This window comes from Streptomyces daliensis (assembly GCF_054782395.1).
The window spans coordinates 234638-255990 of the sequence record NZ_BAAGSO010000133.1 but is presented as its reverse complement, the minus strand read 5'-3'; the positions used below and the strand labels follow the sequence as shown (position 1 = coordinate 255990).

Annotated in this window: 17 protein-coding genes and 2 pseudogenes; 7 read left to right on the top strand and 12 right to left on the bottom strand. The window is 68.6% G+C overall.

What is annotated here, in order from left to right; genetic code table 11:
• Nucleotides 1–2 precede the first annotated feature (2 nt).
• Nucleotides 3–1694, top strand: coding sequence for a relaxase/mobilization nuclease domain-containing protein (locus ACYVOO_RS38475; RefSeq protein ID WP_461020361.1), 1692 nt, complete (start codon nucleotides 3–5; stop codon nucleotides 1692–1694).
• A 31-nt stretch (nucleotides 1695–1725) separates the two neighbouring features.
• Here the strand turns inward: ACYVOO_RS38475 and fxlM are convergent, their stop codons facing one another.
• The 6 genes from fxlM to ACYVOO_RS38445 all read right to left on the bottom strand — a co-directional run bounded on the left by fxlM (nucleotide 1726) and on the right by ACYVOO_RS38445 (nucleotide 8550).
• Nucleotides 1726–2940, bottom strand: coding sequence for a methyltransferase, FxLD system (gene fxlM, locus ACYVOO_RS38470; RefSeq protein WP_461020360.1), 1215 nt, complete (start codon nucleotides 2938–2940; stop codon nucleotides 1726–1728).
• A gap of 95 nt (nucleotides 2941–3035) precedes the next feature.
• Complete coding sequence (locus tag ACYVOO_RS38465; RefSeq protein WP_461020359.1) at nucleotides 3036–4130, bottom strand: lanthionine synthetase C family protein; 1095 nt, start codon at nucleotides 4128–4130, stop codon at nucleotides 3036–3038.
• Entirely contained in the window at nucleotides 4058–7285 is a 3228-nt protein-coding gene (locus ACYVOO_RS38460; protein ID WP_461020358.1) for a lantibiotic dehydratase, read from the bottom strand. Before ACYVOO_RS38460 ends, ACYVOO_RS38465 begins: the two co-directional genes overlap by 73 nt.
• 82 nt (nucleotides 7286–7367) lie before the next feature.
• Nucleotides 7368–7574: an FxLD family lanthipeptide gene (locus ACYVOO_RS38455; RefSeq protein ID WP_461020357.1), complete on the bottom strand. Its 207-nt coding sequence runs from the start codon at nucleotides 7572–7574 to the stop codon at nucleotides 7368–7370.
• Between the two features lie 512 nt (nucleotides 7575–8086).
• Entirely contained in the window at nucleotides 8087–8344 is a 258-nt protein-coding gene (locus ACYVOO_RS38450; protein WP_461020356.1) for a hypothetical protein, read from the bottom strand.
• Nucleotides 8341–8550: a hypothetical protein gene (locus tag ACYVOO_RS38445; RefSeq protein ID WP_461020355.1), complete on the bottom strand. Its 210-nt coding sequence runs from the start codon at nucleotides 8548–8550 to the stop codon at nucleotides 8341–8343. The genes ACYVOO_RS38450 and ACYVOO_RS38445 overlap by 4 nt, the downstream gene beginning before the upstream one ends.
• 293 nt (nucleotides 8551–8843) lie before the next feature.
• On the opposite strand from ACYVOO_RS38445, the gene ACYVOO_RS38440 reads away from it, so the two are divergent.
• Nucleotides 8844–9716: a helix-turn-helix domain-containing protein gene (locus ACYVOO_RS38440; RefSeq protein WP_461020354.1), complete on the top strand. Its 873-nt coding sequence runs from the start codon at nucleotides 8844–8846 to the stop codon at nucleotides 9714–9716.
• Nucleotides 9713–9955, top strand: a complete 243-nt coding sequence (locus ACYVOO_RS38435; protein ID WP_461020353.1) for a DUF397 domain-containing protein — start codon at nucleotides 9713–9715, stop codon at nucleotides 9953–9955. The genes ACYVOO_RS38440 and ACYVOO_RS38435 overlap by 4 nt, the downstream gene beginning before the upstream one ends.
• Nucleotides 9956–10278: 323 nt before the next feature.
• On the opposite strand, the pseudogene ACYVOO_RS38430 reads toward ACYVOO_RS38435, so the two are convergent.
• Nucleotides 10279–10473: pseudogene (locus ACYVOO_RS38430) on the bottom strand (hypothetical protein); the annotation flags it as partial.
• On the opposite strand from ACYVOO_RS38430, the pseudogene ACYVOO_RS38425 reads away from it, so the two are divergent.
• Nucleotides 10395–10892, top strand: a pseudogene (locus tag ACYVOO_RS38425) (GNAT family N-acetyltransferase). The pseudogenes ACYVOO_RS38430 and ACYVOO_RS38425 overlap by 79 nt on opposite strands.
• Nucleotides 10893–11023: 131 nt before the next feature.
• On the opposite strand, the gene ACYVOO_RS38420 reads toward ACYVOO_RS38425, so the two are convergent.
• From ACYVOO_RS38420 to ACYVOO_RS38405, 4 genes are read right to left on the bottom strand one after another with little or no spacing between them, the layout of a single operon-like run.
• Nucleotides 11024–11233, bottom strand: a complete 210-nt coding sequence (locus ACYVOO_RS38420) for a helix-turn-helix transcriptional regulator (RefSeq protein WP_461020352.1) — start codon at nucleotides 11231–11233, stop codon at nucleotides 11024–11026.
• 5 nt (nucleotides 11234–11238) lie between these two features.
• The gene (locus ACYVOO_RS38415) at nucleotides 11239–14352 is read right to left on the bottom strand and encodes a type I restriction endonuclease subunit R (RefSeq protein WP_461020351.1); all 3114 of its coding nucleotides are present in this window, start codon (nucleotides 14350–14352) and stop codon (nucleotides 11239–11241) included.
• On the bottom strand, nucleotides 14349–15575 hold the full coding sequence (locus ACYVOO_RS38410) for a restriction endonuclease subunit S (protein ID WP_461020350.1): 1227 nt from the start codon (nucleotides 15573–15575) through the stop codon (nucleotides 14349–14351). The genes ACYVOO_RS38415 and ACYVOO_RS38410 overlap by 4 nt, the downstream gene beginning before the upstream one ends.
• On the bottom strand, nucleotides 15572–17518 hold the full coding sequence (locus tag ACYVOO_RS38405) for a type I restriction-modification system subunit M (protein WP_461020349.1): 1947 nt from the start codon (nucleotides 17516–17518) through the stop codon (nucleotides 15572–15574). Before ACYVOO_RS38405 ends, ACYVOO_RS38410 begins: the two co-directional genes overlap by 4 nt.
• A gap of 652 nt (nucleotides 17519–18170) precedes the next feature.
• Between ACYVOO_RS38405 and sph the strand changes: the two genes are divergently transcribed.
• From sph to ACYVOO_RS38390, 3 genes are read left to right on the top strand one after another with little or no spacing between them, the layout of a single operon-like run.
• The gene (sph, locus tag ACYVOO_RS38400; protein WP_461020348.1) at nucleotides 18171–19223 is read left to right on the top strand and encodes a sphingomyelin phosphodiesterase; all 1053 of its coding nucleotides are present in this window, start codon (nucleotides 18171–18173) and stop codon (nucleotides 19221–19223) included.
• A gap of 55 nt (nucleotides 19224–19278) precedes the next feature.
• Nucleotides 19279–19710, top strand: a complete 432-nt coding sequence (locus ACYVOO_RS38395) for a phage holin family protein (protein WP_461020347.1) — start codon at nucleotides 19279–19281, stop codon at nucleotides 19708–19710.
• The gene (locus ACYVOO_RS38390) at nucleotides 19707–20441 is read left to right on the top strand and encodes a DUF3618 domain-containing protein (RefSeq protein WP_461020346.1); all 735 of its coding nucleotides are present in this window, start codon (nucleotides 19707–19709) and stop codon (nucleotides 20439–20441) included. Before ACYVOO_RS38395 ends, ACYVOO_RS38390 begins: the two co-directional genes overlap by 4 nt.
• A gap of 164 nt (nucleotides 20442–20605) precedes the next feature.
• On the opposite strand, the gene ACYVOO_RS38385 is transcribed toward ACYVOO_RS38390, so the two are convergent.
• Nucleotides 20606–21097 (bottom strand): DUF2165 domain-containing protein, encoded by a 492-nt coding sequence (locus ACYVOO_RS38385; RefSeq protein ID WP_461020345.1) that lies wholly within the window; start codon nucleotides 21095–21097, stop codon nucleotides 20606–20608.
• Nucleotides 21098–21353 lie beyond the last annotated feature (256 nt).

The window sequence follows — 21353 nt, the reverse complement described above, 5'->3', positions numbered from 1 at the left end:
GCATGATCCCGAAGATCATCCTCGGCACGGGCAACTCCACCCAGCTCATCCGCTACCTCTACGGGCCCGGACGCGCCAACGAACACACCGACCCCCACCTGGTCGCCTCCTGGAACGACTTCGCCCCCGACCCCGGACGCCACCCCAGCCGCACCACCGCCCAGCTCGCCCGCCAGCTCGACCACCCCGTCAAAGCCCTCGGCGAGCGCGCGCCGAGAGACAAGGTGTGGCACTGCCCCGTGCGCGCCGACCCCGGTGACCGGCACCTGACCGACGCCGAGTGGGCAGACATCGCCCACCGCATCGTGCACGCCACCGGCATCGCCCCCGCAGGCGATGCGGAAGCCTGCCGCTGGGTCGCCGTCCGCCACGCCCCCGACCACATCCACATCGCCGCCACTCTGGTACGCGAGGACGGCAGGCGCCCCGTACGCGACTTCGACCGCAAGAAGGCCCAGGCCGAAGCCCGCCGCATCGAGACCGACTACCGTCTGCGCCGCCTCACCCCGGGCGACGGAAGCGCCGCCCAACGCCCCACACGGGCAGAGCAGGAGAAGGCCCACCGCAGCGGCCACACTCGGACCGCACGGGAGCGGCTGCGCACCACCGTCCGCACCATGATCGCCGCCGCCACCAGCACCGAGGAGTTCCTCGACCTGATCGAGCGGACCGACGGCATCGACCTACAGGTCCAGCGCTTCCCGTCCGGTGACGTACGCGGCTACAAGATCGCCCTTGAAGGCGACACCAACACCGCCGGGCAGCCCGTCTGGTTCGCCGGCTCCACCCTCGCCCCCGACCTGTCACTCCCCAAGATCCGACAGCGCCTCGACGCCACCAAAACCGCACCCACCAGCCAGCGCACGCCCAACCCCTGGCACGAAGCGAGCGCCGCCACCGAACGCATCCCCTACCACCTCGACCAGGCCGACGACGCAGCCGCCCAGGCCCACCTCGCCGCCCTCGGCGAAGCCCCCGACGCCCTCCCCCTCATCGCACCACCAGCGCTCCGCCCCCACCTCCACCAGGCGGCCACCACCTTCGAGCCCGCCACCCGCTCCCGCACCCGAGCCGAACACCACCACGCCCGCGCCCTGCGCAACGCCGTCCGCTCCGTGCTGCGCGAACCGGCGCCGAAGGACACAGCCGCGCTCGCGATGCTCCTCGACGCGGCGCTCCTCGTCGTCCTGGCCGCCGAGCGCTGGCACGAGCGGCGCCACCACCAGCAGCAGGCCAACGCCGCCCGCCACACCCTTGCCCCGCTCCAGACCGCCTACGAGCAGGCCGCAGCCGCACCCCTGGCCGCGCTCGCCGAGCGCAGGCCGCCACACCAGACGCAGGAACGGCACGCCGCCCTCGTTCGCGACGTGCTGCCCGCACACGCGGACCAGATCATCAACAGCCCCGGGTGGGAGGCCCTCACCGCTGTCCTCACCGACGCGAAAACCGCAGGACACGCCCCAGCCCGCCTCCTCGAACAAGCCGCAGACGAACGCACCCTGAGCGACGCCCGCGCCCCGGCCAACGTCCTCATCTGGCGCATCAACCGCCTGAGCCAGCACCCCGCACCCGACCCCCGAGCCCAAGCCGCCCAAGCACGCAGCAGCGCCACGCACCGCGTCGCCCCCTCGCAGGTGCCTGCCTCCGCCGCTGTCCCGGCCCAGCCACAAGCCGCCCGACGACACCGCCGCTGATCTTGCACACAACGTCGGCCCAGAGCGCCTCTCAGGACTGTGTGACGGGGTCGAGTACGAGCCTGGTGGAGGACTTGTCCAGGACCGTCACGGAGGGCAGTTGCTCGTCCGGCGTTCCAGCTGGGTAAGCGGTGATGGTGGGGTGCGCATCACGGTCGGTGTCCCAGTCGCGGATGCTCTGGACGAGACGGTTGGCGAGTGGCTGGCCATTCGGGCCGTGTCCGACGGCACCGAGTTCGGCGCCGCGCTGGGGGTCGTCCAAGCGTCGGAGGGTGAAGTAGGCCAGGGAGTCGCCTTCGGCGAGGGCGGGGCTGCGGACCGGGATGGCGGGGTTGCACAGTCCGGATCGCACGGCGGTGGTGTCGGCGGCGATGCGGCAGGTGCCCTGCTCGGTGGCGGTCAGGCGCAGCCATACGCCGTCGAAGGAGTCGGTCGGGCCCACTGTGACGTGTGACCAGGCTTCGGTCCGCTGCTCGCCGAGCACCCCGTGCAGTGTGTGGGGGTCGATGTCCTGGTCAGCGTCCCAGTAGAGGGTGACGTGGCCGCCGTCGTCGATGGTCCCGTCGTGTTCGCCTTCCTGGCCGATCATGGGGACGAAGCCGCACAGTTCGACGGAGTCAGCTCGCAGACGGTCGGGTTCGCGGACGAAGGCAATCGAGCGGGTCTGGCCGCGCCAGCGCAGCGGGACCACGAGCCGTCCGCCGGTGGCGAGCTGATCCCACCAGGCGGTGGGCAGGTCCCAGGAGCCGACGGTCAGGATGATTCGCTCGTACGGGGCATGCGCGGCATCGCCCAGGGCGCCGTCACGGGTGGCGACGTGGACGTGCTCGTTGCCGGTGGCCTTGAGTGCTCGGGTCGCCTCGGCAGTGACGTCAGGGTCGATGTCGACGGTGGTGACCGCGCCGGTGGGGCCAGTGAGGTGGGCCAAGAGCGCTGCGTTGTAGCCGGTCCCCGCGCCGATCTCCAGAATGCGCTGGCCGGGCCGGACGTCGAGCTGCTGGAGCATCATGGCGACGATGGAGGGCATGGACGCGCAGCTCAACGCCGTACCGTCATCGGCGCGTTTGGTGATGACGGCCTCATCCGCGTATGCCTCTTCCAGGCCGGCTGCCGGGAGGAAGCGGTGGCGGGGAACATCGCGCATGGCCTGAGTGACGCGTGGGTCGCGCAGGGTTCCCTCGGCGGTGAGCTCGTCGACCAGACGGGTGCGCAGCTCTTCGGGTGAGGAGCCTGTGGCGGTGTTCATCGGGGTCCTAGGAGTCCTTCCGTGCGGTGCCCGGCGTGGGAAGCGGAGAGCAGATCGTAGTGGATTGGCCTGGTTTGCTGGGCCGGTCCGGGCCTCTATCCGGCCAGCAGGAGGCAGGCGTCCCAGCGGGCAGTGCCCGAGAGGGCTTCGGCAGTGGTGAGGCGGATGCCGGTGGTGCCTTCCAGCAGCCCTGCGGCCTCGGGTGCCCCGTTCTGGTGCAGATGCTGGCCGAGCCGCTGATGCAGGGCGGTGAGGCGGGCGCTGAGCTGGGTGTCGGGGTGAGCGTCGGCGGCAACAGTGCGGGCGGTGTGGAGGAGACCGGCCCAGCCGTGGCACAGCGAGGCGTCGGTGAGCTGACAGAGCTGGGCTTCGTCGTCCAGGCATGCGGCCAGGGCCTGCTCGGCCCGTCGCTGAGCGGTGGTGTCGCTGAGGGCGAGGGCGGCCAGTTGCTGGGCTCGGACCAGGCCGGGGGTGCCGTAGCACCAGGAGGGTCGACCGGGGCCATGCCAGGTGACGACGTCTTGGGTCTGCTCGGTGCGAGAGAGCGTCTGGGGCCACCAGGGTGCCTCGGCCGGGCCCTGCCGCCAGTGGTCGAGCCAGGAGCTGACGCGCGTGAGCATGCCGGTCTGACCAGGAACGACGATGCCGTGGCGCGTCGCGGTGGCGGCGAGGGCGAGGGGTCCGGCGATGCCGTGGGCCAAGCCCAGGTTGCCGTGCCCGCCGAGCGGGCAGGGACGGCCGCTGGTGTCGTCCGAGGTCCACCAGCCCGGCAGCACCCCGCCGTCAGCCTTGACCGGTTCGGCCAGGCGTACGAGGTAGGTCAGCACCTCCTTGAGGAGCGCTTCCCCGCTGTCCTCGTGTCGGTGGAGGAGGTAGGCGCCGAGACCGGTGAGGCCGCGGATGAGGTCGAACTCCCGCAGCCGAGGCTGGTGCCCGGTGTCGATGCGAGCATGCGCGGTCTCCAGCCGGGTGCGGACCAGGACGGCGATGTGGGCGTCGAGTCGGGCGAGGGCAGTGGCATAGGCGGGGTGGCCAGCAGTGTGGAGGGCGAAGGAGACAGCGGGGGCGCCGTGAAAGAGGCCAGCAGCGTCCGGGTGGGCGAGCACCGGGGCGCGGGTCATGGCCGAGGCCCAGGCGTGCGCCGTCTCCCAGCCGACGTCACCGTTGCGGGCGGCGGTGAAGTGGGCCAAGGCGATGCCGGGGGCTCCGGTGGACAGCGACTGGCTCCATCCGGGCGCCGGTTCCCTGTGCGGTGGCGGTCCGCCCGCCGGGAGGAGGGGCACCGCGCGATCCCGCCTTGTCGGGCCTGCCAGGTGACGGCGACTTGTCGGGCAAGGCGACGACAGACGGCCTCGCCTTCGCGTTCGATGCCGCGCTGCCGGTTGTGGTGCATGTGCAGCAGGGACTCGACCACCCCGTCCAGGTCGGTCTCGGGCGGGAGAGCACGACGGTAAGCGGCCAGCGCGCGGTCACGCGCCTGCCAGGCGGCAGCAACCTCAGCGGGCAAGCCGTCGACGACGTTCGGTTCGGCCAGACGGAGAGCGTGGTCGGTGACCATGCGGTCGGTCGCGCTGTTGGGAGCGGGACGCGCGTACAGCCATGCCATGGCCTCATGCTGGCCGAGGAGACTGCGGACGGTGGCGACCATGCCGACGGCCGTCAGCGCGAGCGGATCGACCACGTTTTCGGGCAGGTGTCGCAGCTGTGCGGCGACCACAGCGGAGTCGGCGGCGAAGACCTCCTCGGCCGCCTCCATCACACTGCCTGCTCCGTAGCGACCGGTCTCCGGGAGGTAAGTGCCCAGCGTGAGCGGCCCGGCCAGATCGGCCTCGCGCAGATGCTGTGCCCACTGGACGAGCGCTGTGGTGCGCGCGACGCTCTCCTGGGCGTCGCGGGTACGCAGCCGCAGGCGCAGGTGGTCGCTTTCGTAGGCGCTGCGGTAGCGCACGAACCACCAATCGCGGTCCGCCTGGAGGGCTGTCAGCAGCGCGGGAAGGTGATCGGTGATGATCTCCGCCATCCGCTCCGGATGGGTGGGGATCTGCGCGTGCAGCCAGCGAGCCTCCGTGTGGACGGGCAACTGTCCGTGGGCGGAGTTGGCCAGCATAGGCAGTGGGCCGGACAGCGGGTTGGGAGCGGGTGGTCCGACGGCGGTCAGGGGGAAGGCAATCTCGTGGGCGTAGCCGTCAATCCATCCCAGCGATCCGGTGGTGTCCCGCGCTTCGGTGAGCTGGGCGGTCTTGTAGCGGTCCAAGTGGGCCTGGAGCAGCGCGGTGTGGGCAGGTTCGTCCAGGTCGAGGCGGAGGCCGCGGTCTTCGTCGCGCAGTTCCACCAGGCCGGGGCAGTGCCAGCGGCGGCGCCAGGCGGCCAGCGCCTCGCGCAAGCAGGCCACGTCGGAGGCGCGGCCGTGGGGCAGGGCGAGGTCGCCGCGCTCCAGGCGCCAGCGGGCCGGGGAGAGCACGCTGCGGCGGTACCGCACCCTCGGTAGGTAGGGCAGCTTCGCGTGCGGGCCCCAGTCGAACTCGGTCCAGGCCGCCAGACCGCCACGAGGGACCTGGAGGAGGAAGCGAGCCAGAGGCGGGAGCTGTTTCTCGATCGACAGGGCGTGGAAGATCTGCGGCTCGATCACACGGCGGCGGGAGACGCTGACCAGGTGCAGGCGTTCACGGGTGGCGGTCAGTGCCAGGTCCTCCAGCCCGATCACCTCCGCGCCTCTGCCGTCCGTTTCCGAGGCCGGCTCCCGGTGTTCGCCAAGCGGGATGAGGTGCGGCAGGAAGGCGCCGGTACGGCAGATGTTCTCCGCGTGCGGGTAGACCGGGGGAACCGAGACCTGGGCGGCCAGCGCTCCGTCGGTGACGGTGGGCAGCTTCGCGTACACCTCGGCAAGGCCGGGCGCGATGTTGGTGAAGCGGGCGGTCAAGGTGCCGGCGGACCGGCCCGGGGAGACGGTGAGCGTGAACTCGCCACGGTCGACCGCTGCCGCGTCGGTCGCGTGCAGTCGGGCGGAGATCTCCACGTGTGGCGGGATGTACCTCTCGTCGAGGAAACCACCGGAAAGCTCGTCGACCATGGCGTCGGTGAGGGTGATCTCCTCGGCGCCGTCGGCGACAGCCTGCCAGGCCAGCGCGGCCAGCCGCTCGTCCCGGCGAGCGAGGAGGGGGCGCGGGGCGGGCCGGGTGCCGCTGGGGTATCCGGCCGGGAAGCCGAGTCCCGCATCAGGATGGACGGCCTCGGTCACGGGGACGAGGGTGCCGGTGCCGTAGCGCTCACAGAAGGCGACGAAGTACTCGCGCCACGCGGCTGGCCCGGTCGGCTCCCGCGTGAGCCGTATCAGCGCGGAGGCGGCCCGTTCGGCCTCCCGCGCCACCTGCTCGGGCAGCCGGACGTCGCATCCTAAGCGCAGGTCGAGACCGACCGGAGTACGTCCGGCAGCCGAGAGGCGCCGCATGCGCTGCCCCAACTCGGTACGGATCCGGTTCTGCTCATGACGGTCCGCGCGATGGTGGCGGTGAAGTCCGGCCTGCACGGCTTCCAGTCCGGCCAGCAGCCCGGACGCCTCCGGCACCTTGGCCGCGCCCGCAGCGTGCAGCGTCTCCACCAGGTGAGCCAGCGGATCGGGAGCCGTAAGCGGGGAGCGGAGACTGGTGATCAGGAGGCCGCGTCGCACCAGTTCGGTGAGCATCTCCCGCGCCCTCTCGGACGCGGCCCCAGGAAAGCGCGCGGCCAGCCTCTCCACCGCAGCGCCGAAGGGGATCGGGACGGACGTCACCTCCCAGGCCGCCTCCACAGCCGGAGTGGCGCGGACGGCGACCCGGCCGGGACCGTTCGGGGCCTCGATATGCCGACCGCGACGGACAGCGAGGTTGGTGAAGACCACCGACAGCCGCTCCAACAGGTCCGGCAGGGACTCAAGCCGGGCTGTGACATCCACGATCCACTGCGCATCCACACGGGCAGTCCCCGTGTGCTCTTCGCACCAGCCCACGCGAGCCGGACCACCGAGTGTGACGGGCGCGGCCCCGGCGAAGAGCCCGAAGGGAGTGGGGCGAGAGACGGTACGCAGCAGGTAGCGGGCCACGGACAGGGCAATGCGCCGCGTCCTCGGTACAGCGGTGCGGTGTCCCTTGCAGACCGCGTCCACGCGCTCGGCGAGGCCGGGGCTGGCCAGACGGACCGCCTCGGCAAACCGCGTATCGGTCCAGATGCGCCCCAGCCACTCCCGCGTGGCTTCGAGATTGTCCAGGTCGGGCCAGGAGCCGGGGGTAGACGTCAGGGGTGTGGAGGCGGCGCGCAGCACTGCGGTGCTGCCGTGTCGGTACAGCAATGGATGGGTCGGTGTGCGCATCGGCATCCCTTCCAACCGGTTCGCCGGGGACCAGGCGGGTGGGGCCGGGAGAAGGCTCCGGCCCCACCGGGCGGACTGTCGGTCAGGTGCTGGCGCAGGACGAGGCGCAGCTCGGCTTGCAGCCGTCGTCGGTGCTACAGGCTGTCGGCAGCAGGTCGGGGCGGACGTCGGAAATGACGTGCACGTCGAGGACAAAGGGGTCCTCGCCGGTCTCAGCGACAGGGGCTGGGGGCGCCGAGACGGTATGGGTCTCCGCCGGTGCCTCGCGGGCGAGTGTTTCGGTGGTCATCTGACCTCCTGCGGTTGTGGATGGGCCCCTGCCCACTCGTGGCAGGGGAGCTGTAAAGCACGCGGCGCGGAGCCGAGCGGGACGGCACGGCACGTGGCCAAGTTGAGGAGCGGGATATGGCACGGAGGGAGCGACTGGTGGTGCCGGCTTCGGCCGGTGACGCGCTCCCATGTGACGAGCCTTCAGCTCTCGGCACGGGTGCCGCAAGAGTGCCTATGCCGTCGTGCCCCGGTGGACGGGCGGGGCGGGGCTGTGAGGACCGTCCGCGTCGCGGCATACGTGCCGGGACTCGCCCGGCGGAACGGAGGACATGATCGTGTCCTCCGTCATCACGGCCGGGCACGAGGCTTGAGCGTCCTCCGCAGTCAGGGCATCAGGGACCACCGCCGCGTGCAGGCTCTCGGGAGTCTGGCTGACGACGGCGGCACCGATACCGAAGACATTCGCAGCCACCAGGACGATCCCTGCGAACACGCCGTCCCCGTCCGGCTTTGGCATGCGGTGGCGGGCGCTCACCGGTCCGCCCGCCCAGCTTCGGCCGGGTCGAGCAGCTCGGTGTCACGGACGAGGGCCTGGCGTTCGGTGTGGTCGTCCACCCGCGCCCACAGAAACGCGCGGTCCGCGTCCACCCCGGCGTAGCCGCTGCCGATCTGCACCACCGTGCCCTGGAACTCCTCCGACGCCTCCCGCTCACGCCGCTCGGCTGGCACGTAGGAGATGCCGCGCACCCGATCACCGACCCGGAAAGGAGCCACATCCCGCCTGCTCACGCGACACCGCCTCCTGCGGCCTCTGGGGCGGGACGTCCGCAGTGCTCCAGGTCCAGGTAGACCTCGAAGTCCTGCGCGCTCCACAGGTGAGGAAGGCCGTGGGCCCTGCGGAAGGCGACGGCCTCAGCGGCTATCGGAGCCGTCGGCCGCCCGGCCACCAGGCACGGGGTACTCGCCGGTTCGCTGAAACTGGAGCGCAAGGACATGCCGCCTCCCAAGGCCGATGCCGCAGTGGGGTGGTGGGGCCTGCTTGCTCCCGCCGAGGGCGCGGGAGCAAGCAGGCCCCCTTCGTGCCCGCCGTCTCAACTCCACGAATTCGGGGGCTCATTCACCGTGGCCGCAGGCATAGTGGGGCCGCAAGTGAAACCGCACTGAAAACGTCGCTGCGGGGAAAATGGCACATGCCAGGGCAAGCGCATCGCTGTTTCAGCAGGCGCGTGCCGTGCCACACTCCGCACATCGCAGCGGCAGCGCACGCATACGCGGGGGAGGCAAGCAGGTGCCAGCACGAGCCAGACCAACAGCACGGCGCATCGAACTGGGCTACGAGCTGCGAGAGTTGCGCAAGCAGGCCGAGCTCACCCTGGAAGAGGCCGTCCACGGGCTGCCGCTGTCGGACACCAAGCTCTACCGCGTCGAGACCGGCTTGCAGGACCTGCGCAATGCCGGCGACCTGCGCAAACTGCTCGCCCGGTACGGCGTGGCCGAGGAAGAGGACATCGAGCGGCTGCTGTCTATCCAGCGCGCGGCATCCAGCCGCGAATGGTGGACCCAGTTCAAGGGATCGATGCCCTCAGGGATGCCGCGCTTCATCGGCATCGAGTCCGCCGCCGTCGATATACAGGCGTTCCATCCCGTCGTGGTCCTCGGGCTGCTCCAGTCCGAGCGCTACGCCCGAGCCCTGTACGAGATCGCCAAGCCGGTCGAGGACACCACCAACGAGTTCATCGACCAGGGCGTGACGCTGCGCATGAAGCGCAAGGAGTACCTGACCCGCGCCGAGGAACCCGGCAAGCTGTGGGCGATCCTCTACGAGCCCGCCCTGCGCTACCTCGTCGGCGGCCCCGAGGTGATGCGCGAACAGTACGACGAGATCACAAGGCTGGCCGCGCTCGACAACGTGACCGTCCAGGTCCTCCCGCACACCGTGCGCGGGTACGTCGCGGTGAACGACTTCAGCATCCTCCACCTCGGCGACACCCTGCCGGTCACGGTCCAGGTAGACAACGCCTGGGGCGCCTCCTCGGTCTCCGACACCCCGCGCGAGGTCGCCAAGTTCTCCCGGAAGTTCAACACCCTGGTGGCGTCGTCCCTGCCGCCCGAGGACACCCCGAAGTTCCTGCAACAACTATCGCGAGAGATCACCGAATGACCACACACCCCCGCACCCTCACAGCAACCGACCTCGCAGGTGCGGCCATCTGGTTGAAGTCGTCCTACAGCAGCGGCTCCGGCAACAACTGCGTAGAGATCGCCGACCTGACCCACACCCCCCACCGCGCAGTCGCCATCCGCGACTCCAAGAACCCTGACGGCCCCGCCCTGCTAATAGAGCCCGAGCAATTCAGTCACCTCATTAACTGCGTACGCGGAAGGCAAGCCACTACCTGACCCCTTGTTCCGCTCACCGGCAGACCTCGCCCGCCGCCTGAAAGCGCGTATACCGACCGCTACGGAACTTGGGGCAGCTCAGCACAGACGGGGCATCCGACCGAGGCCGGTGCTCGTAGCATCTACCAGCCCGTAATGACAAAAAAACCTCTACCCTGAACATCGGCCGTCTGATGCGTCTGAAACGTGAGGGTCGCGAGTGAGACTGAGGCAAGAGGCTCGTGTCCTCAAAGAGAAGGCCGTTTCTTCGATGGTCGCGGCGGCCGAGGCATTCAACTCGCCGCACGATCGAGGGCGAGAAACGAAGGTACTTCTGCACCTTCAGCACTCCTTCGAGATGCTGCTGAAAGTTGTCCGCCGTGGCGGTGGTCGCTGGCGATGATCTCGGGGAAGTGCTTGTTGAGGCGATTGACGTCGCTCATGCCGATACGGCGCGGCGATGCGGTGCCGGGTGCGGCTGCTGCGGCGGCAGCCTCCGCGATGCTACCGACCGCTCCTCCACCTGCCGAACTACGCAGTCACCGCGTTCGGCGAGCGCCTGGACCGGCACGGTACCGAGCCGGGGTTCACGGCCGTCCTCGCCTACTCGGACGGACATCCGGTCGGCTACGCCTACGGCAACACCATCGAGCACGGCGACCGCTACTAGCAGCGAACCAGCCCGACGCCGGCGGAGAAGTACACCGAGCGCCCAGCGGTGGCCCTGAAGGAAATCGGCGTCCGACCGACCTGGCGCAAGACCGGCACCGCCCGCCGCATCCACGACGCCCTCCTCGCCACACGCGACGAATCGTTCGTCACGCTCATGGTCAACCCGGCCGCTGGCGACGGAAAGGTCCACGCGCTCTACAAATCGTGGGGATACGAGGACATTGGGCAAAGCCAGCCGTCACCGGCTTCACCGGTCCTCATCGTAATGATCCGCGACGCCCTCTGACCCAAGAGGCAGGCAGGCTAAAACGTCGGGGCGACCGAGGGGGTCTGGTGCGTATGACGGCGGCGCAGACGGGTTCGCTCGCCCCGACGCGGTCATGAGCCTCGACGGCGTCACGTGCTCGCGTCGCATGATCAGCCGTCGTCCCTTAGCTCGAGCTTCAGGCCGAGGGCACGAGCGACCTTGGCGATAGTCGCGGTCGTGACGTCATTGTTCGCCTCGATGCGCGCGATGGTCGGACGCGATACCCCTGACCTCTCGCCGAGCTCCCCCTGTGACCACCCCTGCTTCTTGCGGGCCTCGCGGATGACGTCACCAAGGCTCGCCTCGGACTCCTGCTCCATGCGCCTTATCCCTCGGTCTCGGAGCACACGTCCCGGTGGGAGCTGTGCTCGGCGTGGAGGGCGTCCGCTGCGATGTCGGCGATCTGCCCGATAAACGCCGGATCGGTCACGTACGACTGGATCTCTTTCGACTCGTTCACCGTCTTCAGGACCGCGAGCCCGACGGCACCACTGAAGCCCTCGGACGCTTTGAGCTGGGCGACGGTGTTGTTCTTGGCCATCGCCACTGCCTCCTCGTTCGCGTCGAGGAAGCCCCAGAAGGTCGTGATGAACCCGGAGACGCTCTCGGGGCTAACGTCGACGCCCTTGGCCTTGAACATTTCGTTGACCTTGTCTATGGCCTCCTCGAGCGGGCCGCGCTTCGGCGCGGCACTGCCCATGTGCTCGCCGTCGAAGATCGGGAGCTTGATGCCCTCACCGCTCCCCTCACTCACCGAGTGGTCCTCATTGATAGCGGAGGGCACGAGCTTGACGCCGGAGAGCTGCACGCCCTCAAGGAAGCTGTCGTCGTGGTCGTTGCCGTCGGTGTGGAGGTTGCGGCCGAGCAGCGTCGCCAGGATCGCGCGGCGGTGCAGCTCCGGGTCCTGGTAGTCGACGATCTGGCTGAGGAACTGCCACGCATTTCGGTACCCGAGCACGTCGGCGCGGAACGACTCCAGCTGCTCCTTCCGCGCCTTGTCCTTCGAGAGCACTGCCTGACGCCACTGGCCGCCCCAGCGGTTCTTGATCGGCGACAGCGCCTTGGCGAGCGCCTCGCCACCGGCGTCCTTGAGGAAGGCGTTGGCGACGGCGTCCATCTCCTCGTGCGTGTAAAGCCCGGCTGTGTCGAGACGCTCCCCCACCGTGATCAGCGCGTTGGGATCAACGTCGCCGTCGACGTGCGCGTCGGAGTAATAGAGCTTGAAGTCCTTCTGGACGCTCGCCGGAGTGTTGCGGAAGTCGACGACCATCGGCGCGGTCTTGCCGGGGTAGATCCGGTTCAGCCGGGAGAGGGTCTGCACGGTGGCGACGCCGGAGAGCTTCTTGTCGACGTACATCGCCATCAGCCGCGGCTCGTCGAAGCCCGTCTGAAACTTGTTCGCCACGATGAGGACTCGGTAGATGCCCTCTTCGCGGAACGCCCTGCCGACGTCGCTCACGCCGTTCACCGACACCTCGGTGACACTCTCGCCGCTTTCGTCGGTGAGCGACCCCGAGAAGGCAGCGAGCGTGTGCAGGTCGTAGCCCTTCTCTGCGATGTACGCGTCCATCTTCCGCGACCAGCTCAGCGCCTCGACGCGCGAGCTCGTCACGACCATGGCGCGCGCCTGACCGCCGAGCATGTGCATGACGTTGCGCTGAAAGTGCTCGACGACGACCCGGACCTTCTGCGCGATCGCGGTCGGGTGCAGCCTCGCGTAGCGGACGATGCTCGAGACCGCCTCGCCCGTGTTGACCTGGATCTCGCTCTCTGACTCCTCGACCTCGAGTGTGTTCTTCACCCGAAGGAACATGTCGTAGGTCGAGTAGTTGGTGAGCACGTCGAGGATGAAGCCCTCCTCGATCGCCTGGGCCATCGTGTACGTGTCGAAGGCATCCCAGCGGTCCCCGACCTGAGTGCCGAACAGGCGCAGGGTCTTCCCCTTGGGCGTCGCGGTCAGGGCGATAAAGGTGATGTTGCTCGACGCGGCGATGGCTGAGTCCTTGGCCATGAGGAGGTCGTCAGCGCCGATGTCGTCCTCCCCTGCGTCCAGCTCGACGTCGGCGAGCAGTTCTTTAAGCTGACGCGAGGCCGAGCCCGACTGCGATGAGTGCGCCTCGTCGGCGACTACGGCCCAGCGCCGGCCGCGCAGCTCCTGGGTGTCCTCGATGAGCTTCATGACCTCTGGGAAGGTCTGCAAGGTACAGGTGATGATGTGGTCGCCCTCAAGGAGCGCCTTCTTCAGCTGCGGCGACTTCGCGCCGGACTTCTCCCCGACGGCCACGACGAGCCCCTTGCTCGACTGCACCAGGTTCATGTCGTCGCGGATGTTCTCGTCGAGGACCGTGCGGTCGGTGACGACGATAACCGAGTCGAACGTCGACTTTGAGTCGGCGCTCATGTGGCGGATCAGGCGGTGGCTCAGCCAGGCGATCGTCTTGGTTTTGCCCGAACCGGCCGAGTGCCAGATCAGGTAGCGCTTGCCGGTGCCGTTCGCCTCGACGTCGGCGACAACGCGCTCGACGGCGCGCAACTGGTGGAATCGAGGGAAGACGAAGCGGCCTTCGTCCTTCTTGCCGGACTTGCCCGGCTCGAAGAGCGCGAAGTCCTTGAGGATGCGCATGAAGGTCGGGCGGGCAAGGATCTCGCGCCACAGGTAGTTGGTCGACGAGCCAGTCTCCGACGGCGGATTGCCCGCATGGCCGTCGTTGCCCTGGTTGAAAGGCAGGAACACGGTGTCCCCGCCTTGGAGCTTCGTCGTCATGTAAACGAGGTCGTTGGAAACCGCGAAGTGCACGAGGGCGCGCCCAGGCGCGAGCAGCGGGCGGCTCCTCCCCGGCTTTCGGTCTTCCTTGTACTGGCGGATCGCTTGGTTGACCGTCTGCGTGTTGTCGGTCTTGAGCTCCAGGGTAACGACCGGCAGGCCGTTAGCGATGAGCACGACGTCGATGCTCTCGTTGGTCTTCGTGTCGAAGCGCACCTGGCGCAGGATGCGGAGGCGGACGGAGCCAGCCGCCTCGACCACCTCGGTCAGGTTCGGGTTCGCCGGCGGGAAGGCCATCATCGCGCCAAACTTCGCGGCAGGACGGCCTATCTGGGCATAGGAAAAGCCCTTGCGCAGCACGCCGAGCAGGCCACCGACCGGGTGCCCGGTCGTGGGGTCCATCCGCGTCACCTTGGCGAGCTCCTTGGTGATGTGCTCGAGGAGCTTCCGCTCAGCGTCCGCCTTCTGCTCGCCGACCAGGTCGCCAGGGACGGCCTTCTCGTACTCGTCCGGGTACTGAGTGGCCAGCCAGTGCAGCACGTCGGTCGGCACCATCGCGAGGCCGACGTCCCAGCCGGTCGGCTTCCCGTCGTCCTCGTACAGCCAGCCGCGCTCGGCCAGCTCCGAGCAGAGGTTCTTCTCGAACTCCCGCTCCATCATCTGCGCGTGGCTCATGCGACTTCCTTCTTGCCGGTGACGACGTCGGTGATAAGCGCCGCTCGGCGCACAAGGAGCAGGGACTTGAGATCAGCGACCTTCGTCAACATGTCATCGACGCGAGCGGCCGCTTTATCAAGCTCGTCTGCGATCCTGATCTGCTCGTCGAGGGGCGGCAGCGGCACTGGAGTCGCGTCCAGCACGGTCTTGGTCACCCGCTGGGCATTCGGGCGCACGCCTGTCGCAATAGCGGCGAAGTAGTCGATGTACCGCGAGCTGCGGAAGAGATGGTGGACGTAGCGGGGCTCGAAGCGGTCCGAGATCCAGAACGCCTTGTAGTCCGGGCTGATGTACCCGGTGAGCGACGACACCCCAAGCCCTCCGTGGTTGAGCCACATCATGTTGGCCGCGAGCTGGCCCGGCCGCACGACCCGGTATTTCGAGACGTCCAGCGACGCCTGTTGGCCTTCGGTTCTCGTGTTCAGCTCCACGCCCCGGTACTCGGAGATCGAGAGCAGCGGCCCAGGCGGGTCGTCGCCGTTCCGCTCGGTGCTCTCGGTGAAGTCATAGCCGAACTTCGTGCGGTCCCAGTGGTCGGGGATGCCGGACAGGGGCGAGTGGGCACTCAGCTGGGAGGTGTCGTGAATCGCGGGAAGACCGCAAACCAGGCGTGTGCGTACGACGGCCTCGCGGTTCCGAAGTATGCCCGCCAGATCATCGAGCTTGCCGATGATCTCTTCGATCTCACCCGTCTCTCGGTCGAGGTAGTCACTAAGGAGGGCCTGATCATCACGCGAGGCATCAAGCACTTTGTATTCCTGCACAAAGCGCGGCGTGATCCGCCGGAGATTGCCCACGCCTTGCAGTGAATGCGCCCCCTCGTCCAGGAACGGCTGGCTCTGAAAGGTGTACTGCAGAAATCTCGGGTCAGCGCCATCGTTAGCCCTGACAACATGGACCTCAGTGGAGGCAAGACCAGCGACGGAAGGGATGTCAGCGATGATCGTTCTTCCAGCCTCGAACGTCGGCGTGATCTTCGGCACGAGGATGTCTCCTCGCCGGAACTGCGTGTAGCTCAATTTCGGCGACCATGGCAACGTACGACTGTAGTCGCAGTTGACACCAGGCCAGATCGCTTCCAAAGGCATGAAGGCGACGTCGGTGCCATCAGCTAGCGACTTGAACTCGGGAGTTTCCGGGTTGACTTCTGCGAATTTCCAGACAGGAGCGAAAGCTTTCACTCTGCGCTCACCTGCCGGAACAAGTCGCCCAGCTCCCCCATGAGCTTTTCCACATCGGAGTCGATCTCAGCGAGAGGTCGGGGCTCCTCCGGAACGTAGAAGATCCGCGTGAACGGGATGTCCGTGCCGTGTTTCGCTTTGCTCTCGTCCCACTGCGCATCGGGGGCATACGGGAGCACTTCGCGCGCCATGTGCTCGTCCAGGTCCTCACTCAGAGGCACGCGCTCCGTAATCTTCCAGCCCGGGACGATTACAGGTTTACCCTTGCGATCGACGGCGAGCGGCGCGGAATCATCCGCGACGCCCATGGTCTCCATGACCGCGTCGACAAGACCGACGGGGGTCTTCAGCCCAGCGGCCTTCGCCGCTTGGGGGAACGCCTTCGGCAGATCGTTCCACGGGGTGCCGTCGAGCGACTGCAGCACCGCGACATGGTCCTGAGTGAAATCACGACGGCTGCGCAGCGCCTCGACCGCGGCATCACTGAAGCGTGTCGCGAACCGGGCCTGCTTGTACACCGGCACGTCGCGGAACATGAAGTCCTCGTGCGCCATCACGCGAGAGATTGCAGGATCGGCGAACTCGAACGCCTTGTACGCCTCCAGCAACCTGGCTCGGTGGGCCTTTCCCATATTGCGGCGCTTCTCACCCATGGGCTTCCGCAGCGATTCCGACTGGTCCGAGCCGTCGAGGAGCTGGATCTTGTGCTTGCGCTCAGCGTCCTTGTTCGTGTCGAGAATCCAGACGTAGGTCGCGATGCCGGTTCCGTAGAACATGCTCGTGGGCAGGGCGATGATCGCGTCGATGAGGTCCTCTTCCAGGAGCCACCGGCGGATCGCGTTCGGCCCGTTGTCGCTGTTGAACAGGGGCGACTGGTTCGAGACCACCGCAGCGCGGCCGCCCCGCCCATTCTTGCCAGCGGGGCTGAGCTTCGAGGCGCAATGGGCGAGGAAGAGCATCTGCCCGTCGGAGGTGCCGGGCAGGCCGTGGCTGAAGCGCGAGCCTTCGGTCTTGGCCTGCTTCCGTACCGACTCTTCCTCGACCTCCCAGTCGATCCCGAACGGAGGGTTCGAGAGCACGTAGTCGAAGGTCTGCCCTTCGTAGAGGTCCTCGACGAGGGTGTTGCCCTTCTTGATCGCGTCGGGACGACCGCCCTGGATGAGCAGGTCGGCCTTGCCAAGCGCGAAGGCGGACGGCATGAGCTCCTGGCCGTAGAGCGTGACGTCGACCTTCTCATTGGTGCGCTTTAGCGCCTCCTGAGCGATCAGCAGCATGCCGCCGGAGCCGGCCGTCGGGTCGTAGACCGAGCGCGCGGCGTGGTCGGACGCGATCGTGTCGTCATCATCGCTGATGAGCACGTCGACCATGAGCCGGATCGCGTCTCGCGGCGTGTAGAAGTTACCGGCCGCCTTGCCCTTCTTGTTGAAGGCGCGGTACATGACGTCCTCGAAGACGTCGCCCATGCCCGTGTTGCTCAGGCTGCCGGGACTGAGGTCGAGCGTGGAGAAGTGCTTGACGACGGCGTGCAGCCGGTTGGCGTCGGCGAGCACCTTCGCGCGCCGGTTGAAGTCGAACGAGATCCAGATGTCGGCGATGTTGTTCGAGAACCCGTCGATGTAGCTCTTGAGGGACTTGTCCACGTTGTCGTCGACCGACGCGATCGCGGCCAGATCGAGCGGCGAGACGTTGTAGAAGCCCAGTCCGAAGCGGTCCTTGACCGCGATGTCGATTAGGTGCTGAGGCATGCCGGCCAACGCGTCGACGTACTTGTCGACATCGTCCTTGCTGTCGGCAAGCATGCACTCCAGACGCCGAAGCACCGTGAACGGCAGGATGTAGTCGCCGTAGTCCTCTTCATCGACGATGTTGCGCAGGTACTTGTCCGCGGTGTCCCAGACGATCCGTGCTGTCGTCTTCCTGGATGCCTCTGCCGACTCGGCCATGCGTGCTCGTTCCCGATTGTCCCAGTACTGCTCTGCATCAAAGACTTTACATCGGCACCTGTATCAGGAACGTGACATTGCGGCTCGCGTCCGAGGCGATCGGACCACGCCGGCGATGCGCGTTCCGCGAGGCCCTCCGCCCCCCCCGAAGCTGCCCGATCTGTCCGATGCCCTGACCTGCTAGGTTGTGACTATCGCGGTTCAGGGTGACCCCCGTTCGTCATTCGGGACGAAGAGGTAGTGCGTCAAAGCGTTCCACAGCTCCGCGAGGGCTGGTCCAGAAACGTCGGCGGTAAGTGACGGAAGACTTGCTGGCCACACGGAGAAATGCGTGAGCGATGCGTGAGCGGACGGTCCAGCATCAGCCGTCAGGTGCAGGAACAAGCAGCATGCCGGACGCTGCTGAGCTGCGAGGACAGCACCGTCCGGCATGAACGAGCACCCTCGATCAAGGATTCGATCCCACTCCTAAAGCGGGTGTCGCAGGTTCGAATCCTGCCGGGGGCACCGGACAGAAGGCCGTCTGCCCACCCGGGCGGGCGGCCTTTCGCGTTCCAGGGATCAGTGCCGTGGGACGCATGTATACCCGCCAGTAACGCGGGCTGCTTTGATGGGTGGGCTCATGCAAACCCCCCACATCGCAGGAGACGCAGTGCGCAAGCCGATAGCGCGGATTCCGGTTCGGGTACGGGCAGGCAGGACGGCGGGGGCCGTCGTCGGGGTCGGGGCCGCCGTGGCGGTGCTGGTGGCGGCCGTGCCCGCCACGGCCGTCGGCCACGCATCAGGGCAGGCATCCGGGCAGGCCGTCGGGAAGAGCTCCCAGCGGACGGAGACGCCCCGGCTGAAGGTCCTCACGTACAACGCGTTCTTGATGAGTCGGTCCCTGTACCCGAACTGGGGCCAGGACCACCGGGCCCAGGCGATTCCCGCGGCGGACTTCTTCCAGGGGCAGGACGTGGTCGTGCTCCAGGAGGCGTTCGACAACTCCTCGTCCGAGGCGCTGAAGCGGAACGCGGCCGACCGGTACCCGCACCAGACGCCCGTCGTCGGACGGAGCAGGAGCGGGTGGGACGCCACGGGCGGCGCGTACTCGGCGACCACCCCGGAGGACGGCGGCGTGACGCTGCTGAGCAAGTGGCCGATCGTACGGCAGGAGCAGTACGTGTATCCGGACGCGTGCGGCTCGGACGCGTACTCCAACAAGGGCTTCCTGTACGCGGTGCTCGACGTGCACGGCACCAAGGTGCACATCGTCGGCACGCACACCCAGTCCACCGACTCGGGCTGCGGCGAGGGGGAGGCCGTCGCCGACCGCGCGGCGCAGTTCCGGCAGATCGACGCCTTCCTCGACGCGAAGCACATCCCCTCGGACGAGCAGGTCATGCTGGCCGGTGACCTGAACGTCGACTCGCACGGCGACGAGTACGGGTCGATGCTGGCGAACGCCGGTGCCGTGCCCGCCGACGCGCGTACGGGGCACCCGTACTCCTTCGACACGGACGAGAACTCCATCGCCGCCGAGCGCTACCCCGACGACCCGAGCGAGGACCTCGACCACGTGCTGCACCGGCGCGGCCACGCCCGCCCGGACAACTGGCGGAACCACGTGGTGAAGGAGCGGAGCGAGCCCTGGACGGTGTCGAGCTGGGGCAAGGACTACACCTACGTCAACCTTTCGGACCACTACCCGCTGACGGCGGGCTGAGCGGGCACGGCGAGAAAGCCGATTAGACGGCCCGAGGCGAGGTACCCGGCCCGGCGTGACCGACGTAGCGCAGCAGACAGGGAAGCGGCACGTGGACGGGCAGACGCCCGTCAGCACGCTCGTCTCCCGCGCCTCCGCGCAGCTCTCTCAGCTCGTTCGGGACGAGATGCGGCTGGCGTGGGTGGAGCTGAGCGTCAAGGGCCGGAGCGCCGGGCGCGGCGGTGGGCTGTACGGCGCCGCCGGGCTCCTCGGGCTGCTCGCGGCCATGGCTGGGGTGGCGACGGGGATCGCCGGGCCGGCCGAGGTCTGGCCGGTGTGGCTGTCCGCGCTCGTCGTCACCGGCGTGCTGCTCGCCCTCGCGGGCGTGCTCGCGCTGATGGGCAGGGCGCAGTTGCGCAAGGCGGCGCCGCCCGTACCGCGGCAGGCGATCGAGGGCGTGCAGGCGGACATCGAGACGATCAGGACGAAGGGCAGGACACGCCGATGACCTCGAAGGACACCCGTACCAGCACCGATACACGCGCCGATACGCACGCCGACGCGAAGAGCGCGGCCAACGGCGCGGGCGCCGCGGACTCCGACGGCGTCACGGACACCGACGGTCTGCGCGCCAGGATCGACCGTACGCGCGACGAACTGGGCACCACCATCGAGGAGCTGGTGGCCAAGGCGGATGTGAAGACGCGGACCCAGGAGGCCGCGGCGCACGCCGTGGAATCAGGCCGCCGCAACGCCAAGCCCATCGCCGCGGCCGGTGGCGCGCTCGTCGCCGTGACCGCCGCCGGGCTGCTGGCCCGCCGCCGCTTGGGCGGCAAGGGTCACGGCGCGGGACGGGCACGCGCCCTGCGCCGCCTCGACGCGCTGAACGCGCCCGCCGTGCGCGAGCACGCCGAGGCCCTCGGCGCGGCTGGCAAGGCCGCGGGAAAGAGCGCTGGCAAGACGGCCAGGCGGACCGCCCAGCGTGCCGCGCGGGAGACCGCGCGCAGCGCGCGCAGGACCACGGACACGGCAGGGTCGGCGAGCAGGCGCGCGAGCCGGACCACGAGCAAGGCGGCGGGCAAGCACGGCAAACGGTGGTACAGGAGCGCGCGGCACACCGTGCCGTTCGCGAAGCGGCACTGGTACGACTCCGTGCCCGGCAGCACCGCCCTCGCCTACAAGGCGGGCAAGGCAGTCGGCGCGACGAAGCGCGGCACGAAGGACGCGGTCCACCACTGACCGACGGCAACAGTGCCGGTGGCCGGTGACGGGCCGCCGGTCCGTCACCGTTGCCACCGGCCACCGGCATCAGCGCCGACGCGGCGGGCGGGTCCTGGCCGGGCCCGCCCGCTCGTCGTGCCCGCTGACCCGCCCCGTGGCGCGCGGCGCGTCGTCGCGCGGCCTCAGTCCTCCCCCGCGACGCTCCACTGACGGGACGGCAGGTGGACGAGGACGAGCACGAAGGCGCCGACGGCGAAGTTGCGCGCCGCCGCGTCCAGGCCGTTCCAGTCCGAGGACTGCCACATCGCGAACCACTCGCCGCCGACGGCTATGAACCCCGCGCCGAACAGCAGCAGATGCATCACCAGCCCCAGCGTGCTCGCCCTGCGGGCCCGCTCGTACGTGCCGGGGCGACGCAGCCCGCCTGCCCACAGCGCCGTCGCCCAGACCAGCACGAGGGCCGTCACCGTCTCCCAGGCGATGATCGCGACGTACGTGGCGTCCTGAAGCCCTCTCGACTCGATCGCGCGCCACATCAGGTCCTCGTCCTTGAACGTGGTGTCCATGGCGAGCACGTGCCGCACGAACTGCTGGTTCGTGCCGAAGTCCGTGATGTTGCCGAAGGCCACCAGCGCCATGTAGAGCGCGAGCGTGCCCGTCAGGGCCGTGGCCACGACAGGGAGCGTGCCCAGCCGCAGCACCCCTCCCCGCGCGCCACTGCCGCCTCCGCGAGCACCGCCGCCGGCACCGGCCCGGGCCGACGGCCGTCTCCCCGTACGTTCCTTCTCCCTCATCGTTTCCCCTCCCCGTCCCCGCGCCCCGGTGCTCGGGTGTCCCGTTCTGGGCCCCGAGGACTAAGCCGAAAGGCCGAGCACATTCCGAAATAGCGTTGCTTGTCGCTCCCGTTGGAATGGACAAGCCTGTCAGCAG

Coding starts and splice junctions, on each gene's coding strand:
- ACYVOO_RS38475 (WP_461020361.1), top strand. CDS start 3: ATGATCCCGAAGATCATCCTCGGCACGGGCAACTCCACCCAGCTCATC.
- fxlM (WP_461020360.1), bottom strand. CDS start 2,940: ATGAACACCGCCACAGGCTCCTCACCCGAAGAGCTGCGCACCCGTCTG.
- ACYVOO_RS38460 (WP_461020358.1), bottom strand. CDS start 7,285: ATGCGCACACCGACCCATCCATTGCTGTACCGACACGGCAGCACCGCA.
- ACYVOO_RS38455 (WP_461020357.1), bottom strand. CDS start 7,574: ATGACCACCGAAACACTCGCCCGCGAGGCACCGGCGGAGACCCATACC.
- ACYVOO_RS38445 (WP_461020355.1), bottom strand. CDS start 8,550: ATGTCCTTGCGCTCCAGTTTCAGCGAACCGGCGAGTACCCCGTGCCTG.
- ACYVOO_RS38435 (WP_461020353.1), top strand. CDS start 9,713: ATGACCACACACCCCCGCACCCTCACAGCAACCGACCTCGCAGGTGCG.
- ACYVOO_RS38420 (WP_461020352.1), bottom strand. CDS start 11,233: ATGGAGCAGGAGTCCGAGGCGAGCCTTGGTGACGTCATCCGCGAGGCC.
- ACYVOO_RS38415 (WP_461020351.1), bottom strand. CDS start 14,352: ATGAGCCACGCGCAGATGATGGAGCGGGAGTTCGAGAAGAACCTCTGC.
- ACYVOO_RS38405 (WP_461020349.1), bottom strand. CDS start 17,518: ATGGCCGAGTCGGCAGAGGCATCCAGGAAGACGACAGCACGGATCGTC.
- ACYVOO_RS38390 (WP_461020346.1), top strand. CDS start 19,707: ATGACCTCGAAGGACACCCGTACCAGCACCGATACACGCGCCGATACG.